We start from the raw sequence: 18,181 nt of genomic DNA on the forward strand, positions 1-18,181 counted from the left end.
CGTATGTGGCGTTTGTGAATGTTCTGTGACGTTGTGGCATATCCGCTGGTTTTAGGCAACTGGGGAAAGCCAGCGCCCGTCCGCACAGCGTCAACAAATACAAGGCGTTACGATTGTAGTTCAGCCGCCATTCGTATTCGAGAGAAAAGTGTAACCTTAGGGGTTTAGACGCGACAGTGCTTTGGGGTTGTCACATGGGACTGTCAAACAGTTGTGGTAGAGGTGGGTGGGGAGTTCGAAATGCTCAATTTCGATCAAATAAGAAAAAATAGGAAAAAGTAGGCGCTGACGCAGGCGGGCGCCGGGATGGCTCCAGCGCCGGCAGGGGCCATGCGGCAAAGCCAGACTGCGGCGTACCATGTTTTAAAACGGGCAGCCATGCGTGCAAGCCCGGTGTCATAAAATCGGTGGCCCCACTGCTTACCCATAAAAGGGAGCGCCCGCTCCCGTACAGGTCCCCACACATGAACGCACCGATTGCGCTGGCAAGCTTGCAAGCACAGGTTGACGGGCCCGCCCGTCTCCGCGAGATCCCCTACAACTACACCTCGTTCTCCGACCGCGAAATCGTCATTCGCTTGCTGGGCGCGCAGGCCTGGGATCTGCTCGACCAGCTGCGCCAGGAGCGCAAGACGGGCCGCTCGGCGCGCATGCTCTACGAGGTGATGGGGGATATCTGGGTGGTGCAACGCAACCCCTATCTGCAAGACGACCTGCTGCACAACCCGGGCCGCCGCAAGCAGCTGGTGGAAGCACTGGAGCACCGCCTGGCCGAGGTGCAAAAGCGCCGCGCGCCCGCCGAGGACCCGGCGCGCGATGCGCTGGTGGGGCAGCTGATTGCCGCAGCGCAGGTGGCGGTGTCCGAGTTCGACACCACCTTGCAGGAGGCCACCGAGCTGCGCCGCAAGGTGCAGCGCGTCTTCAAGCCGCTGACCGCCAAGGACAATGTCAAGTTCGACGGCCTCTCACGTGTGAGCCATGTGACCGATGCGACCGACTGGCGCGTCGAATACCCGTTTGTCGTGCTGACGCCCGACACCGAAGAGGAAATGGCCGTGCTGGTCAAGGCCTGTATCGGCCTGGGGCTGACGATTGTGCCGCGCGGCGGCGGCACCGGCTACACCGGCGGCGCGATTCCGCTGAGCTGGCGCAGTGCCGTCATCAATACCGAAAAGCTCGAGAAGATGTCCGAGGTGGAGATGGTGTCCCTGCCGGGCATCGACCACCTGGTGCCCACCGTCTGGTCGCAGGCCGGTGTCGTGACCCAGCGCGTGGCCGATGCGGCCGAGCGTGGCGGCTTTGTGTTTGCGGTCGATCCGACCTCGATCGAGGCCTCGTGCATCGGCGGCAATATCGCGATGAATGCCGGCGGCAAGAAGGCCGTGCTCTGGGGTACGGCGCTGGACAACCTGGCGAGCTGGCGCATGGTCACGCCCGATGCGCAGTGGCTGGAAGTCACACGCCTGGACCACAACCTGGGCAAGATCCACGACGCCGAGATGGCCAGCTTCGAGCTGAAGTACCTGGAGGCCGACGGCAAGACCCTGGTGCGCACCGAGCGCCTGGACATCCCCGGCTACAAGTTCCGCAAGGAAGGCCTGGGCAAGGATGTGACCGACAAGTTCCTCTCGGGCCTGCCGGGCATCCAGAAAGAGGGCTGCGACGGCCTCATTACCAGCGCGCGCTGGGTAGTGCACCGCATGCCCTCGCACACCCGCACCGTCTGCCTGGAGTTCTTTGGCAATGCCAAGGATGCCGTGCCCTCGATCGTCGAGATCAAGGACTATATGTTTGGCGAGCAAAAGCGCTGCGGCGTGCTGCTGGCCGGGCTCGAGCACCTCGATGACCGTTACCTGAAGGCGGTGGGCTATGCGACCAAGAGCAAGAAGCACGGCGGCCTGCCCAAGATGGTGCTGTTTGGCGACATCGTTGGCGACAACCCCGATGAGGTGGCGCGCGTGACCAGCGAAGTGGTGCGCATCGCCAACTCGCGCAGTGGCGAAGGCTTTATCGCCATCAGCCCCGAGGCGCGCAAGAAATTCTGGCTGGACCGCAAGCGCACCGCCGCCATCAGCCGCCACACCAATGCCTTCAAGATCAACGAAGACGTGGTGATTCCGCTGCCCCGCATGGCCGAGTACACCGACGGCATCGAGCGCATCAACATCGAGCTGTCGCTGAACAACAAGATCAAGCTCTGCGACGCGCTGCACGACTTTTTTGCCAAGGGCAAGCTGCCGCTGGGCAAGCAGGATGACGCCAACGACATCCCGTCCGCCGAGCTGCTGGAAGACCGCGTCGCGCAGGCGCTGGTGCTGGTTACCGAGGTGCGCAACCGCTGGCAGGGCTGGCTCGATGGCGTGGCCGAGCAGTTCCGCCAACTGCAGGACCACAGCCTGCGTGCCAGCTGGAAGAACGACCTGCGCGCGCCGCTGGCCGCGATCTTTGGTGGCTCGGCCTATAAGCCGATCATGGACGAGGTGGCGGCCATCCACCAGCGCGTGCTCAAGGGCCGCGTGTTTGTCGCGCTGCACATGCATGCCGGCGACGGGAATGTGCACACCAACCTGCCCGTCAACAGCGATGACTATGAAATGCTGACCACCGCGCATGCCGCCGTGGCCCGCATCATGGCGCTGGCGCGCAGCCTGGACGGCGTGATCTCCGGTGAGCACGGCATCGGCATCACCAAGCTGGAGTTTTTGAGCGACGACGAGCTGCGCCCCTTTGCCGAGTACAAGGCCAAGATCGACCCGCACGGCCACTTCAACAAGGGCAAGCTGCTGCGCCCCGAAGAGCGCCGCCTGCTGCTGGAGCAGACCTATGCGGGCGACAAATCGCGCAAGTCGCTGATGTATGCCGATCTGACCAATGCCTACACGCCATCGTTTGGCCTGATGGGGCATGAGTCGCTGATCATGCAGCAAAGCCATATCGGCGCGATTGCCGACTCGGTCAAGGACTGCCTGCGCTGCGGCAAGTGCAAGCCGGTCTGCGCCACCCATGTGCCGCGCGCCAACCTGCTGTACTCGCCCCGCAACAAGATTCTGGCGACCTCGCTGCTGGTCGAGGCCTTCCTGTACGAAGAGCAGACGCGCCGCGGCGTGTCGATCCGCCACTGGCAGGAGTTCGAAGACGTCTCGGACCACTGCACGGTCTGCCACAAGTGCGCCACGCCTTGCCCCGTCAAGATTGACTTTGGCGATGTGACGATGAACATGCGCAACCTGCTGCGCCAGATGGGCAAGAAAAGCTTCCGGCCGGGCAACAAGGTGGCCATGGCCATGCTCAATGCCACCAACCCGGACACCATCAAGCTGCTGCGCAAGACCATGGTGGGCGTGGGCTTCAAGGCCCAGCGCCTGGCGGTCGATGTGCTCAAGGGCTTTGGCAAGCGCCAGACCGCGCACCCGCCTGCCAGCGTGGGCACGGCACCGCTCAAGGAGCAGGTGATCCACTTCGTCAACAAGAAGCTGCCCGGTGGCCTGCCCAAGCAGACGGCGCGCGCGCTGCTCGATATCGAGAACAAGGACTATGTGCCCATCATCCGGGACCCGAAGACCACCACCTCCGAGACCGAGGCGGTGTTCTATTTCCCCGGTTGCGGCTCCGAGCGCCTGTTCAGCCAGGTCGGCCTGGCCACGCAGGCCATGCTCTGGCATGCCGGTGTCCAGACCGTGCTGCCGCCGGGCTATCTGTGCTGCGGCTATCCCCAGCGCGGCTCGGGCCAGTTCGACAAGGCCGAGAAGATGATCACCGACAACCGGGTGCTCTTCCACCGCGTGGCCACGACCTTGAACTACCTGGACATCAAGACGGTGGTGGTGAGCTGCGGCACCTGCTACGACCAGCTCCAGGGCTACCAGTTCGACAAGATCTTCCCGGGCTGCCGCATCATCGACATCCATGAATACCTGCTGGAAAAGGGTGTGACCTTGCAGGGCAAGAGCTCCTACCTGTACCACGACCCCTGCCACACGCCGATGAAGCAGCAGGACCCGATGAAGACCGTCAAGGCCCTGGTGGGTGACAACGTGCTGAAGAGCGAGCGCTGCTGCGGCGAATCGGGCACCCTGGGTGTGACCCGTCCCGATATCTCGACCCAGATCCGCTTTCGCAAGACGGAAGAAATCCGCAAGGGCGAAGCGCAGCTGCGCGAATCCGGCCAGGTCGAAGCCAAGGAGAACGTCAAGATTTTGACCAGCTGCCCGAGCTGCCTGCAGGGCCTCAACCGCTACCAGGACGACCTGCAAAACGGCCTGCTCGAAGCGGACTACATCGTGGTCGAGATGGCGCGCGAGATCCTGGGTGAGAACTGGATGCCCGAGTACGTGCAGCGTGCCAACCAAGGCGGCATCGAGCGGGTGCTGGTATGACGGCCGCCCACGCCAACGCCAACGCTAACCCCGACTGCCCGCTGTGCCAGACCGAGGGCGGACGCCTGGTCTGGCAGGGCGCCCGGGGTGGCGCGCTGCTGCGCGTCATCCATGCCGACGAGGCCGGCTTTCCTGCCTTTTACCGCGTGGTCTGGGCTGCGCATGTGGCCGAATTCTCGGATCTGTCCGAGTCCGAGCGCCAGTGGTGCATGGATGCGGTGATGGCGGTGGAGCTGGCGCTGCGGGCGCTGGAGCCCGCACCGGCCAAGATCAACCTGGCGACCCTGGGCAATATGGTGCCCCATCTGCACTGGCATGTGATTGCGCGCTTCGCGGAGGACAGCCATTTCCCCGCGCCCGTCTGGGCTGCGGCCCAGCGGCCACGTGATGCGCAGCGCGAAGCGGCGCTGGCTGCGCAACTGCCAGTGGCCGAAGCGCGCATGCAGGCAGCGCTGGAGCGCCTGCGTACGGCATAATTGCTATTGTTTTTGATAGCATGGCGCTGGCGCAGAGGGCCCGCCCTGCATTCATCTGGGCCTGGGCCTGCGGGCCGCTGCGCCTGGTTTGCAAAGGATTGACATGGCTGGCTTGAACCAGGATACCCCCACCCCGACCGCACTGACGGTGCATGGCGCAAGCCGCGTGCTGGAAGTGCAATACGCCGATGGCGCGGCCTTTCGCCTGCCGTTCGAGCTGCTGCGCGTGTACTCGCCGTCCGCCGAAGTGCAGGGCCACGGCCCAGGCCAGGAGGTGCTGCAGACCGGCAAGCGCGATGTGACGATCGTCGCGGTGGAGCCGGTGGGCAACTACGCCATCAAGCCCATCTTCTCGGACGGCCATGAAAGCGGCCTCTACAGCTGGCAGTACCTCTACGAGCTGGGCAGCCGCCAGACCGAGCTCTGGCAGGACTACCTGGACCGCCTGCAGGCAGCAGGCGCGGACCGCGACCTGCCCATGCCTGGCAAGGCCGGCAGCGCCTGCGGACACCAGCACTGAGCCAGCACTGGCCCTGATCACCGAATGGCCACGCGGTCATTCGGAAAAATTTTGTATTTAAAGCTATTAAACTTATAGCTTTGAGTATTCGCCACCATTGGCTTTGGGCGTTTTATGCATTGAACTGCATACCCTCGAATAATTCGGGGTATGGGGGTCGGACGTTACAGAGCTTGCTAGCATTCACACCATGAGTACCACCCACTTTGGATTTGAGACGGTTGACGAGAAGGACAAGGCGCGCAAGGTGCGCGGCGTGTTCGACTCGGTCGCGAGCAAATATGACGTGATGAACGACCTGATGTCCGGTGGCCTGCACCGGGTCTGGAAGCACTACACCGTCATGGTCGCCAACCTCAAGGAAGGCCAGCGCGTGCTGGACATCGCGGGCGGTACCGGTGATCTGTCGCTGGCCTTTGCGAAAAAGGTGGGCCAGAGTGGCCAGGTGGTGCACACCGATATCAACGAAGCCATGCTGCGCGTGGGCCGCGACCGCCTGATCGACAAGGGCCTGAACCTGCCCACCACGGTCTGCGATGCCGAAGCCCTGCCTTTCCCCGACCAGTACTTTGACCTGGTGAGCGTGGCCTTTGGCCTGCGCAACATGACCAACAAGGACCAGGCGCTCAAGGAAATGTGCCGTGTGCTCAAGCCGCGCGGCAAGCTGCTGGTGCTGGAGTTTTCCAAGGTGGCCAAGCCGCTGGAGAAGGCCTACGACTTGTATTCCTTCCAGGTGCTACCACGTATAGGGAAGATGGTGGCGGGTGATGCCGACAGCTACCGCTACCTGGCCGAATCGATTCGCATGCATCCTGGCCAGGCCGAACTCAAGGCCATGATGCAAAAAGCAGGCTTTGGCCATGTGGACTACCACAATATGACGGCAGGGATTACCGCCTTGCATGTCGGGATCAAATGCTGAAAAAGTGAGATGTGATACCGGTCGCAAAGCCAGGCGCCTGCCCAGTGCCCAGCGCAATACAACACAACAGACCGGTGTTGCTGAGAAGTGGGCGTGAATGTAATAGCCGGCGCAAAGGCGTACCGGCCCTAACAAAACGGAGCAAATATGACAAAACTGTGGTCAGTGGTCTTGGTGGTACTGCTGGCATTTGTGCACCTCGATGCCGATGCCAAGCGCATGGGAGGTGGCAAGTCCATGGGCCAGCAGTCCGGCAATGTGACCCAACGGCAGGCGACGCCTGCGCAAGCGCCTGGCAACAATGCCACCGCGCCTGCGCAAGCCCAGCGCCCCGCCACCCCGAATGCCGCCCCTGCGGCCCCCAAGAAGCCTTGGGGCGCGATGCTCGGCGGCCTGGCCGCTGGTCTGGGCCTGGCCTGGCTCGCCCACTCGCTGGGCTTTGGTGAAGCTTTTGCCAACATGCTGCTGATCGGCCTGGCCATCATGGCGGTGCTGGCCATCGTCGGCTTTGTGATGCGCCGCAAGGGTGCTGCTACGGCCCAGCCTGCGCAGTCGCCCTTCGCCTTCCAAGGTGCTGGCAACGCCGCGCCGCAAGCGCCGGTCTCGGCACCGGTGGCCCCGCAGTACAACCCCGAGAAGGTCGGCAACGACGCCTCGGCCCGCCCCTGGGAGCAGGGCGCTGCGCCTGCCGCCGCCGCTGGTGGCAGCATGATCGGCTCCGGCCTGGCCGGTGCCCAATCCTGGGGTGTGCCAGAAGGTTTCGACACCAATGGCTTCCTGGAGGCCGCCAAGCGCAACTTCGTGACCCTGCAGTCCGCCTGGGACCGCTCGGACATCAACACCCTGCGCTCGATGATGACCGACGACATGCTCGGCGAAGTCAAGGGCCAGCTGCAGGACCGTGAGCAGCACCGCGAAGGCGTGCAGCCCAACCAGACCGATGTGGTGATGCTCGAAGCCCAGCTGCTGGGTATCGAGGATGTCGGCAATGCCTACATGGCCAGCGTCGAGTTCTCGGGCATGATCCGCGAAGAAGCGCATGCCGGCCCCAGCCCCTTCCGCGAAGTCTGGAACATGACCAAGCCCAAGGACGGCACCAGTGGTTGGCTCGTAGCAGGTCTGCAAGCGCTGCAGTAAGCAAAGTTTAAAACTCCACCGCTTTGCCTGTTAATCCTGAAGACAGGCAGCGGACTTGGGGAATAATTGGGGACTATGGCAACACAGTCCCCTTTTTCTTTTCCGGGCGGCATTTTTGCACGCATTCTGGAGTCGGCCCAACCACCGCAGTGGCTGGTGTCGGAGGTGCAGCACCGCGTGGTGCTGTTCCTGAACCATGTGCTGATGCAGGAAGAAGTCGCGATGGAGCGCCTGGTGCGCCAAAGCGGGCGCGTGGTGCAAGTGCAGTGGCGCAGCATTGTGCTGGCGCTCAAGATCACGCCCGCCGGCCTGCTGGACCTGGCGGGCACGCAAGAAACCCCCGATTTGCGCGTGCAGGTGGTGGATGACTCGCCGCTGGCGCTGGCCCGGGGCGTCATTCAGGGGGAGAAACCCGCCATCCGCATTGATGGCGATGTGCAGTTTGCCGCCGAGATCCAGTGGCTGGTGGACCATGTGCGCTGGGATGTTGAAGAAGACCTGGCCCGTGTGGTGGGCGATACCCCCGCGCATTGGCTGGCCCAGCTGGGCCTGCGCGTAGCGGCTGCGCTGCGCCAGTTTGTCAGCATGGGCGTGCGCACCGCTGACCGCTTCGGTGCCGGGCGCTCTGGCGCGCAGGCCCAGCCGCCTGCACCGCCCACGCCCCCCGGCTACGCTGCGGACAGCGAGCCGGCCAGCGAGCGCACAACGACATGAAACGTTTTTTTCGCGGCTTCACCATTTTGTGGGTGGTCTGGCGCTATGGCTTGCACGACATGGTGCTGTCGAGCTTCAACCACCCCTGGCTCAAGGGCATCACCCGCGTACTGCGCATAGGCCGCAAATGGACCGAGCCGCGCGGCCAGCGCCTGCGCGAGGCGCTGGAGCAACTGGGCCCGATCTTTGTCAAGTTCGGCCAGGTGCTGTCGACCCGGCGCGATCTGCTGCCCCCCGATATCGCTGAAGAGCTGTCCCTGCTGCAGGACCGCGTGCCCTCGTTCGACCCGCGCATTGCGGTGCAGACCATCGAGCGGGCCTTCCGCAAGCCGCTGGCCGAGGTCTTTGTCAGCTTTGACGAAAAGCCCATTGCCAGCGCCTCGATTGCCCAGGTGCACTTTGCCACCATCCGCACCCGTGCGGGTGAGCTGCGCGATGTCGCCGTCAAGGTGCTGCGCCCGGGCATGCTGCCGGTGATCGACAGCGACCTGGCGCTGATGCGCACGATGGCCGAGCTGGTCGAGAGGTTCTCTGCCGACGGCAAGCGCCTCAAGCCGCGCCAGGTGGTGGCCGAGTTCGACACCTACCTGCACGACGAGCTTGACTTGATGCGCGAGGCCTCGAACGCTGCCCAGCTGCGCCGCAACATGGAAGGCCTGGACCTGGTGCTGATTCCCGAGGTGTTCTGGGATTTTTGCCACCAGGAGGTGATGGTGATGGAGCGCATGAATGGCGTGCCCATCAACCAGGTCGATACCCTGCGCGCTGCCGGTGTCGATATCCCCAAGCTCGCCCGCGATGGCGTGACCATCTTCTTCACCCAGGTGTTCCGCGACGGCTTTTTCCATGCGGACATGCACCCCGGCAATATCCAGGTCAGCCTGGAGCCCGAGAGCTTTGGCCGCTATATCTCGCTGGACTTTGGCATTGTCGGCACGCTGACCGAGTTCGACAAAGAGTACCTGGCGCAGAACTTCACCGCCTTTTTCCGCCGCGACTACAAGCGCGTCGCCGAGCTGCACATCGAAAGCGGCTGGGTGCCACCCGATACCCGGGTCGATGAGCTCGAAGCCGCCATCCGCGCGGTCTGCGAGCCGTACTTTGACCGCCCGCTCAAGGAAATTTCGCTGGGCATGGTGCTGATGCGCCTGTTCCAGACCTCGCGGCGCTTCCAGGTCGAGATCCAGCCCCAGCTGGTGCTGCTGCAAAAAACGCTGCTCAACATCGAAGGCCTGGGCCGCCAGCTCGACCCCGACCTGGACCTCTGGAGCACGGCCAAGCCGTTCCTCGAGAAATGGATGCTCGACCAGATGGGCCCCCAGCGCCTGTGGCGCGAGCTCAAATCCCAGGCGCCGCGCTACGCCAAGCTGCTGCCCGACATGCCCCGCCTGGTGCACCAGTACCTGGCGCGCAATGGCGGCGGCGGCCACCACGACGAGACGCTCAAGGAGCTGCTGGTGCAGCAGAAATTGACGAACAAGCTGCTGCAGATCATCATTTGCGGAGGCATTGGTTTTGTCCTGGGGCTGGTGGTGCTGCAAGTGCTCATCCGCATCCGACTTTTTTAAACCCCTAACCCTTACGCTTTGCAGGAGTGACAACGTGCTGCTCTACATGGTGATCGCCTACCTATTTGTAACCATCGGCGTGGGTCTGTGGGCCGCCAAACGGGTCAAGAACACCGCAGATTTCGCCGTTGCCGGCCGCCATCTGCCGCTGTTCATGATCATCACCACGACCTTTGCGACCTGGTTTGGCTCCGAGATCGTGCTGGGTGTGCCGGCCAAGTTCATCGAAGGCGGCCTGCGCAATGTGGTGGAAGACCCGTTTGGCGCCGGCATGTGCCTGATCCTGGTGGGCATGTTCTTTGCGGCCAAGCTCTACCGCATGAACCTGCTGACCATCAGCGACTACTACCGCAAGCGCTACGGCAGCGCGGTCGAGATCATCTGCTCGCTGATCATCATGCTGAGCTACCTAGGCTGGGTCTCCGCCCAGGTCACCGCGCTGGGTCTGGTGTTCAACCTGCTCTCGGGCGGGGCGGTCAGCATCCCCATGGGCATGGTGATCGGCGTGGTGTCCATCCTGGCCTATACCTTGTTTGGCGGCATGTGGTCGGTGGCAGTCACCGATTTTGTGCAGATGATCATCCTCGTGGTCGGCCTCATGGTGCTGGCCTTCTTTGCGTCGGACATGGCCGGCGGCGCCGGCAAGGTGATCGACCTGGCCACCAGCCGCGATCTGTTCCAGTTCTGGCCCGAGCCCAGCTGGCATGACATCGTCTTCTTCTTTGCTGCTGCCATCACCATGATGCTGGGCTCGATCCCGCAGCAGGACGTGTTCCAGCGCGTGATGTCGGCCAACACCGAAAAGTCGGCCGTGCGCGGCACCATCATCGGTGGCTCGGCTTACATCCTGTTCGCCTTTGTGCCTATGTTCCTGGTGGCCAGCGCGCTGATCATCATGCCCGAGGCGACGTCGGCCTTGCTCAAGGACGATCCGCAAAAAGTGCTGCCCACGCTGGTGATGGAGAAGATGCCTTTTGTGATGCAGGTGCTGTTCTTTGGCGCGTTGCTGTCTGCCATCAAGTCCTGCGCATCGGCCACCTTGCTCGCCCCGAGCGTGACCTTTACCGAGAACATCTGGCGCCAGTTCCGCCCCAGGGTGAGCGACCGCGAAAACCTCAAGACCATGCGCATCAGCGTGCTGGTGTTCAGCGCCTGCGTGCTGGCCTATTCGATCCGCATGCAGGGCACCCCCATCTATGAGCTGGTCTCGGGCGCCTACCAGGTGCCACTGGTCGGCGCCTTTGTGCCGCTGGTGATGGGCCTGTACTGGAAGCGCGCGACCACCCAGGGCGCGCTGCTGGCGGTGTTCCTGGGCATCGGCATCTGGCTGGCCGGTTTGAACATGGCCTGGGGCGCTGCCTTCCCGGCCCAGCTCGCTGGTGTGCTGGCCGCCTTCACCGGCATGATTGTGGGCTCGCTGGCGCCGCAAGCCATCCGCAACCAGAAGACGGACGTGCAGGCCTTTGTGGCCGATACCGCGCCCGCCGCCAGCGGCGCAGCAGTGGCGGGGCGCTGAGCGAACGGCGCTGAATGCGGGGCGTAGTGCTAAGCCTACGCCCCGGATCGGTTTTGCAACCCGCCTATAATCAAGAGTTTCCCTCCGTTTTCTTACACGCGCGATGCCTATTTACGCCTACAAGTGCAGTGCCTGCGGCTATGCCAAGGATGTTTTGCAAAAAATATCGGATGCACCGCTGACGGACTGCCCCGAGTGCAAGCAAGCCAGCTTCTCCAAGCAACTGACGGCCCCGGGGTTCCAACTCAAGGGCACGGGCTGGTACGCCACCGATTTCAGTGGCAAGTCGGCCACGGCAGCGCCGGCCAGCGCGCCCGCTGCCGATGCGGCTGCGCCCGCAGCGGCAGCAACGCCCGCACCTGCATCTGCACCGGCTGCCAGCGGCGGCTCGGCGGTCTGAGGGCTGACGGCGGTGATGGCTTCCCTGCGTAAATGGTTGCTGACCGGGTTGCTGGTCATCGTGCCGGGCGTCATCACGGTCTGGGTGCTCAACTGGATCATCGGCACGCTCGACCAGACCTTGCTGATCCTGCCGCAGCACTGGCAGCCCGACGAGGTCCTGGGCTACCATATCCCCGGTTTCGGCGTGGTGCTGACTCTGGCGATCCTGCTGATCGTCGGCGGCATTGCCAGCAATTTTGTCGGCCGCAAGCTGGTGGCCTGGGGCGATGCGCTGGTCAGCCGGATTCCGGTGGTGCGCTCGATCTACTCGAGCGTCAAGCAGGTCTCCGACACCTTGTTTTCCGAAAGCGGCAATGCCTTTCGCACCGCGGTCATGGTGCAGTGGCCCCATCCCGGCATGTGGACCATCGGTTTTGTGACCGGCGCGCCCAGCGGTGAGCTGGACAGCCACCTGCACCAGAGCCCGGACAGTGCCGATACCGCGTTTGTCAGCGTCTATGTGCCCACCACGCCCAACCCCACGGGTGGCTACCTGGTGATGGTGCGCAAGAGCGACTGCATTGAATTGAACATGAGCGTGGATGCTGCGCTTAAATACATCGTCTCGATGGGGGTCGTGGCTGCGCCCGATGTCCCCACGGGGTCTAAATAACTGAGAACTAAGGCACCTTCATCGGTGCAGGAAGATTGGCTATGGCAATGCGTTCCCAATACTGCGGTCAAGTGACCGAAGCCCAGATGGGCGAAACCGTGAGCCTGTGCGGCTGGGTCAATCGCCGCCGTGACCACGGTGGTGTGATTTTCATCGACCTGCGTGACCGCGAAGGCTATGTGCAGGTGGTCTGCGATCCTGACCGCGCCGAGATGTTCAAGGTCGCCGAAGACGTGCGCAATGAGTTCTGCGTGCAGGTCAAGGGCCTGGTGCGAGCCCGTCCTGAAGGCACCACCAATGACTCGATCAAGAGCGGCAAGATCGAAGTGCTGTGCCACGAGCTGACCGTGCTCAACGCCTCGGTGACGCCTCCATTCCAGATCGACGACGAGAACCTGTCGGAGACCGTGCGCCTGACCAACCGCGTGCTGGACCTGCGCCGCCCCACCATGCAGCGCAACATGATGCTGCGCTACAAGACGGCCATCCAGGTGCGCAACTTCCTCGACAAGGAAGGCTTCATCGACATCGAAACGCCGATGCTGGGCAAGAGCACGCCCGAAGGCGCGCGTGATTACCTGGTGCCCAGCCGCGTGCACGACGGCGAATTCTTCGCGCTGCCCCAGTCGCCCCAGCTGTACAAGCAGATGCTGATGGTGGCCGGCTACGACCGCTACTACCAGATCACCAAGTGCTTCCGCGACGAAGACCTGCGCGCTGACCGCCAGCCCGAGTTCACGCAGATCGACTGCGAAACCTCGTTCCTGAACGAAGAAGAGATCCGCGCCATTTTCCAGCGCATGATCAAGGAAGTGTTCCAGACCCAGCTGAATGTGGACCTGGGCGAATTCCCGATCATGACCTACCAGGATGCGGCCTTCCGCTTTGGTTCGGACAAGCCTGACCTGCGCGTCAAGCTGGAGTTCACCGAGCTGACCGACGTGATGAAGGACGTGGACTTCAAGGTGTTCTCGGGCGCTGCCAACATGAAGGGCGGCCGCGTGGTGGGCCTGCGTGTGCCAGGTGGTGCGCGCGAGCAGGGCGGTCTGTCGCGTGGCGACATCGACGCCTACACCGACTTCGTCAAGATCTATGGCGCCAAGGGCCTGGCCTACATCAAGGTCAACGAGCTGGCCAAGGGCCGTGACGGCCTGCAGTCGCCCATCGTCAAGAACATCCATGACGCCGCGATTGCCGAGATCCTCAAGCGCACCGAAGCGCAAGACGGCGACCTGATTTTCTTTGGCGCTGACAAGGAAAAGGTCGTCAACGACGCCATCGGCGCGCTGCGCATCAAGATCGGCCACAGCGCCTTTGGCAAGAGCACCGGCCTGTTTGAAGACCGTTGGGCTCCGCTGTGGGTGGTGGACTTCCCGATGTTCGAACACGACGAGGAAAACGACCGCTGGGCCGCCGTGCACCACCCCTTCACGTCGCCCAAGGACGGCCATGAGGACCTGATGGACACCGACCCCGGCAAGTGCATCGCCAAGGCCTACGACATGGTGCTCAACGGTTGGGAACTGGGCGGTGGCTCGGTGCGTATCCACCGTGCCGATGTGCAGTCCAAGGTGTTCACCGCGCTCAAGATCAGCGCCGAAGATGCACGTGCCAAGTTTGGCTACCTGCTGGATGCGCTGCAGTACGGCGCGCCTCCCCACGGTGGCCTGGCCTTCGGTCTGGACCGTCTGATCACCTTGATGACCGGCTCCGAGTCGATCCGCGACGTGATCGCCTTCCCCAAGACCCAGCGCGCCCAGGACCTGCTGACCCAGGCCCCATCGCCAGTGGACGAAAAGCAGCTGCGCGAGTTGCACATCAAGCTGCGCAACCCAGCCGGCGCGCAGTAAGCGGACCGCGCGCTGCATGGGCCTGCCTGATGCACGGCGCCGCCACAAGGCCAAAGCCCTCCAGGCTTTGGCCTTTTTTGTCATTCTGGGGCGCTATGCTCTGGCCTGACTGACAGATTGCAAAGGGTACGCATGCACGCGATGACTGCGACTTCCAACCGAACCGGGCGCTGGGCATGCGCCATGGCCTGGGCCGCCATCGCGCTGGCCTTGGCCGGCTGCGGCGAGAAAAAGACCGAGCTGGGCGAGGGCGGCTCGGAGGTCTCCGGCTCGGCCGGGCCGGCAGGCGGCCAGGGTGCGCATGCCAGCCTGGAGCGCTGCGATGAGCCGATCGCCACGGTGGCCCTGCTGGAGAACCCCCGCGGCTATGTGATGCCCAGCAGCGTCAACCTGCCGCCCAGCCCCGTGCCGCTGGTGCGCTTGCTGATGCAGCAAAGCGGCTGCTTTCGCGTGGTGGACCGGGCCGGAGGCCTGCAGGGCACCATCCGCGAAGGCGAGCTGCAGGATGCCGGCGTGCTGCGCCCCAATGGCACGGTGCAAAAGCGCAAGGGCTATGAGGCCCAGTACACGATGGTGCCCAACCTCACCTTCAGCGAGCAGGATGCCGGCCGGGGCCTGGCGGGCATCATCGCGATGATCCCGGTGCTGCGCGATATCGCGGGCCTGGCCGGCGTGGCCGAGCAGGTCAAGTTCAAAGAGGCGCAGACCGCCTTGTTCCTGACCGACAACGAAACCACCGAGCAGGTCGCCGCCGCCACCGGCTCGGCCCGCGCCACCGACCTGGGCGTGGGCGGCGTGCTGCTGGGCCGCCTGGGGGGCGGCGCCGGCATGGGCTGGAGCAATACCAATGAGGGCAAGGTGATTGCCGCCGCCTTCCTGAACGCCCACAACCTGATGGTGCAGCAGGTGCGGCTGCTGCAGGCCAAGGCCTTGCCACCGGCCGTGGCCACCCGCAAGCCCGAGGCCCAGCGTTGACGATGCAAGAGACTAGAGGCGCCAGCCTGCCCTACAAGCTGCCCCGCTCGGTGCTGGTCATCATCCACACCGCCGATCTGCAGGTGCTGCTGCTGCGCCGTGTCAGCCAGATGGAGGGCCAGGACTACTGGCAGCCCGTGACCGGCAGCCAGGACAGCGATAGCGAAACCTGGCAGCAGACGGCGATCCGTGAGGTCTTCGAAGAAACCGGCATCGATGCCCGGCATCCCGGCTGCGTGCTGCGCGATTGGGATCTGGAGAACACCTACCCGATCTACCCGGCCTGGCGCCACCGCTATGCGCCCGATGTCTGCATGAACACCGAGCATGTCTTCAGCCTGCAGGTGCCGTCCTACACCAAGATCGTGCTCAGCCCGAGGGAGCACACCGCCCATGCGTGGCATGATTGGCAAGAGGCAGCACAGCGCTGCTATTCCATATCGAACAGCGAAGCCATTCTCTGGCTGCCGAGGTTCATAGCTTCATGACCGATACTCACGACGATTTACCGATACTGCGGGTGGCCACCTACAACATCCACAAAGGGGTGCAAGGCCTGGGACCCGTGCGCAGGTTGGAGATCCACAACCTGGGGCTGGCGGTCGAGCAGATGGATGCCGACATCATCTGCCTGCAGGAAGTGCGCAAGGACAACCGCAAGGAAGAGAGCTTCTTCAACAACTGGCCCGAGCAGAACCAGGCGGATTTTCTGACCCCGCTGGGCTATACCGCCGCCTACCGCACCAATGCCACGACGCGCTGGGGCGAGCATGGCAACGCTTTGCTCACCCGCTGGCCGATTCTGGAATCGAACCACCGCGACATCTCCGACCACCGCTTTGAGCAGCGCGGGCTCTTGCATGTGGCGATGGCGATTGCCGGCCAGCGCATCCACACCATTGTGGTGCATCTGGGCCTGGTGCATGGCAGCCGCCTGCGCCAGACGGCGCTGATCCATGAGTTCATCAAGGCCCATGTGCCCGATGATGAGCCGGTGATTGTCGCGGGCGACTTCAATGACTGGGGCTTTCAGGTCAAGCGCATGCTGGCCGGTTTTGGCCTGTTCGAGTACGACGAGCAGCCGCTGATGACCTATCCCTCGCGCCTGCCCGTTGTGCAGCTGGACCATGTTTATGCCCGGGGTTTGACGCCCTGCGGCCTGTTTGTGCCCCGGGGCCGCATCTGGTGGCGCATGTCCGACCATTTGCCCTTGATTGCCGAGTTCCGGCTGCGCGACTGAGGCAAAAACCGCTTTTCGGCTTTTGGGCGCCGAATGCTATCGAATCCATAGCTTTTACCCTTTTCTTGCGCTGGCCTAAGGGCGAGAAACACCTTATGCTTGCGGGTCTGCAATCGCTGCTACCATCCCCGCTATGTTTACAGAACTATCCGATCCGAATAAAGCACCCGCCAGCGACGAAGGCACACCGGTGTCCGTCAAGATCCGTGAGCGGATAGTGGCAGCCCAGCAGCGCTTTCATGCCAATGACAACATCTCCGAGTTCATCGAGCCCGGTGAGCTCGAGCAGCTCCTTGACGAAGTCGAGCACAAGATGCAGGGCGTGCTCGACAGCATGGTCATCGACACCAAGGACGACCACAACACCCGCAACACCGCGCGCCGTGTTGCCAAGATGTACCTGACCGAGGTGTTCAAGGGCCGCTATGTGCCCCAGCCCGAGGTGACGGCCTTCCCCAATGCCGAGCACCTGAACGAGCTGATGATCGTCGGCCCGATCACCGTGCGCAGCGCCTGCAGCCACCACCTCTGCCCGGTCATCGGCAAGGTCTGGATCGGCGTGCTGCCCAACAAGAACACCAATGTGATCGGCCTGTCCAAATATGCGCGCCTGGTCGACTGGGTGCTGGGCCGCCCCCAGATCCAGGAAGAGGCCATCGTGCAGCTGGCCGATCTGATCATGAAGAAGACCCAGCCCGATGGCCTGGCCGTGGTGCTGGAGGCCTCGCACTTTTGTATGTCCTGGCGCGGTGTGCGCGAGATGGACTCCAAGATGCTCAACTCGGTCATGCGGGGCGAGTTTCTGACCAACCCCAATCTGCGGCGCGAGTTCCTGTCGCTGATTCCGCAGCGCGCAGGCAACTGATCCGCACCCTGACTGTGTGACACCCGGGCCCGACCCGGGTTATTTTTTTCCGTCTCGCTTCCACCGTTCCTCCAGCCATGACGCTCCACGCTTTCACGCTCATCATCGCGGCCGGCATCATCCACGCTTTCTGGAATATCGTCGCCAAGAAAGCCGGGGGTGACGCCCGCTTCTCGCTGTTCACCTCGGTGCTCAATGCGCTGGTGTGGCTGCCGGTGGGCTGGTGGGTGGGCAAGGATGTGGTGCCCCAGTGGGGCCTGACCGAATGGGCCTTTGTCTCGGCCAGCGCCTTGCTGCATATCTTTTACTTTGTCACCTTGCTGCGCGGCTACCGGGTGGCCGATCTCACCGTGGTCTACCCGCTGGCACGCGGCAGCGGGCCGCTGATCTCGTCGATGGTGGCGGTGCTGTTTCTGGGCGAGCATCTGTCGAGCCTCGGCGCGGTGGGCATCGCGGCCGTGGTGGCGGGCGTATTTTTGATTGCTGGCGGCCCGGCCATGCTGCGTGCCGCCACCCGGCCGGGCCCCGGAGAGGCCCGCGATCGCACCATCAAGGGCCTGTACTACGGGCTGCTCACGGGCCTGTTCATTGCCGCCTATACGGTGGTGGACAGCTATGCCGTCAAGGTGATGCTGCTCTCGCCCATCCTGCTCGACTACATGGGCAACCTGGTGCGCGTGGTGATGCTGGCGCCGCTGGGCATGATGAACTGGGCTGAGACCCGGCGTCTGTGGCTGCAGCAATGGCGCTTTGCGCTGGTCGTCGCCATCTTCAGCCCCATGGCCTATGTGCTGGTGCTGTATGCGGTGCAGACTGCGCCGATCTCGCATGTGGCGCCTGCGCGCGAGGTCTCGATGCTGTTTGCCGCGCTGATTGGCGGCAAGCTGCTGGGCGAGGGCGACCGCCTGCTGCGCATTGCCGGCGCGTTGCTGATCGGCGTGGGCGTGGTCGCGCTGGGATTGGGCTGA

General features: G+C 63.5%; 16 protein-coding genes. All 16 read left to right on the plus strand.

Annotated elements, in window-relative coordinates; genetic code table 11:
* Positions 1-464: 464 nt before the first annotated feature.
* The 16 genes from WH265_RS16685 to WH265_RS16760 all read left to right on the plus strand — a co-directional run bounded on the left by WH265_RS16685 (position 465) and on the right by WH265_RS16760 (position 18,181).
* Entirely contained in the window at positions 465-4,376 is a 3,912-nt protein-coding gene (locus tag WH265_RS16685; RefSeq protein ID WP_339559016.1) for an FAD/FMN-binding oxidoreductase, read from the plus strand.
* Entirely contained in the window at positions 4,373-4,852 is a 480-nt protein-coding gene (locus WH265_RS16690; RefSeq protein WP_339559017.1) for an HIT family protein, read from the plus strand. The genes WH265_RS16685 and WH265_RS16690 overlap by 4 nt, the downstream gene beginning before the upstream one ends.
* Positions 4,853-4,955: 103 nt before the next feature.
* Positions 4,956-5,372, plus strand: a complete 417-nt coding sequence (locus WH265_RS16695) for a DUF971 domain-containing protein (RefSeq protein WP_339559018.1) — start codon at positions 4,956-4,958, stop codon at positions 5,370-5,372.
* A 190-nt stretch (positions 5,373-5,562) separates the two neighbouring features.
* Positions 5,563-6,294, plus strand: coding sequence for a bifunctional demethylmenaquinone methyltransferase/2-methoxy-6-polyprenyl-1,4-benzoquinol methylase UbiE (gene ubiE, locus WH265_RS16700; protein ID WP_021027836.1), 732 nt, complete (start codon positions 5,563-5,565; stop codon positions 6,292-6,294).
* A 147-nt stretch (positions 6,295-6,441) separates the two neighbouring features.
* On the plus strand, positions 6,442-7,431 hold the full coding sequence (locus tag WH265_RS16705; protein ID WP_339559019.1) for a Tim44 domain-containing protein: 990 nt from the start codon (positions 6,442-6,444) through the stop codon (positions 7,429-7,431).
* Between the two features lie 75 nt (positions 7,432-7,506).
* Complete coding sequence (locus tag WH265_RS16710) at positions 7,507-8,145, plus strand: hypothetical protein (RefSeq protein ID WP_339559020.1); 639 nt, start codon at positions 7,507-7,509, stop codon at positions 8,143-8,145.
* On the plus strand, positions 8,142-9,713 hold the full coding sequence (gene ubiB / locus WH265_RS16715) for a ubiquinone biosynthesis regulatory protein kinase UbiB (RefSeq protein WP_339559021.1): 1,572 nt from the start codon (positions 8,142-8,144) through the stop codon (positions 9,711-9,713). The genes WH265_RS16710 and ubiB overlap by 4 nt, the downstream gene beginning before the upstream one ends.
* 34 nt (positions 9,714-9,747) lie before the next feature.
* Positions 9,748-11,229, plus strand: coding sequence for a sodium:solute symporter family protein (locus WH265_RS16720; protein WP_021027840.1), 1,482 nt, complete (start codon positions 9,748-9,750; stop codon positions 11,227-11,229).
* A 103-nt stretch (positions 11,230-11,332) separates the two neighbouring features.
* On the plus strand, positions 11,333-11,629 hold the full coding sequence (locus WH265_RS16725; protein WP_339518429.1) for an FmdB family zinc ribbon protein: 297 nt from the start codon (positions 11,333-11,335) through the stop codon (positions 11,627-11,629).
* A gap of 15 nt (positions 11,630-11,644) precedes the next feature.
* Complete coding sequence (locus tag WH265_RS16730; RefSeq protein WP_027011103.1) at positions 11,645-12,283, plus strand: DUF502 domain-containing protein; 639 nt, start codon at positions 11,645-11,647, stop codon at positions 12,281-12,283.
* A 41-nt stretch (positions 12,284-12,324) separates the two neighbouring features.
* Positions 12,325-14,133, plus strand: a complete 1,809-nt coding sequence (gene aspS / locus WH265_RS16735) for an aspartate--tRNA ligase (RefSeq protein WP_021027843.1) — start codon at positions 12,325-12,327, stop codon at positions 14,131-14,133.
* Between the two features lie 141 nt (positions 14,134-14,274).
* A complete protein-coding gene (locus WH265_RS16740) occupies positions 14,275-15,108 on the plus strand; it encodes a CsgG/HfaB family protein (protein ID WP_339559022.1) in 834 nt (277 codons plus the stop codon).
* A gap of 2 nt (positions 15,109-15,110) precedes the next feature.
* Positions 15,111-15,596: a dihydroneopterin triphosphate diphosphatase gene (nudB, locus tag WH265_RS16745; RefSeq protein ID WP_339559023.1), complete on the plus strand. Its 486-nt coding sequence runs from the start codon at positions 15,111-15,113 to the stop codon at positions 15,594-15,596.
* The gene (locus tag WH265_RS16750) at positions 15,593-16,348 is read left to right on the plus strand and encodes an endonuclease/exonuclease/phosphatase family protein (RefSeq protein WP_021027846.1); all 756 of its coding nucleotides are present in this window, start codon (positions 15,593-15,595) and stop codon (positions 16,346-16,348) included. The genes nudB and WH265_RS16750 overlap by 4 nt, the downstream gene beginning before the upstream one ends.
* A gap of 133 nt (positions 16,349-16,481) precedes the next feature.
* On the plus strand, positions 16,482-17,213 hold the full coding sequence (gene folE / locus WH265_RS16755; RefSeq protein ID WP_021027847.1) for a GTP cyclohydrolase I: 732 nt from the start codon (positions 16,482-16,484) through the stop codon (positions 17,211-17,213).
* A gap of 77 nt (positions 17,214-17,290) precedes the next feature.
* Positions 17,291-18,181 (plus strand): DMT family transporter, encoded by an 891-nt coding sequence (locus WH265_RS16760; RefSeq protein ID WP_021027848.1) that lies wholly within the window; start codon positions 17,291-17,293, stop codon positions 18,179-18,181.

Origin of the sequence: Comamonas sp. MYb396, from assembly GCF_037479555.1 — a bacterium.
Taxonomy (GTDB): domain Bacteria; phylum Pseudomonadota; class Gammaproteobacteria; order Burkholderiales; family Burkholderiaceae_C; genus Comamonas.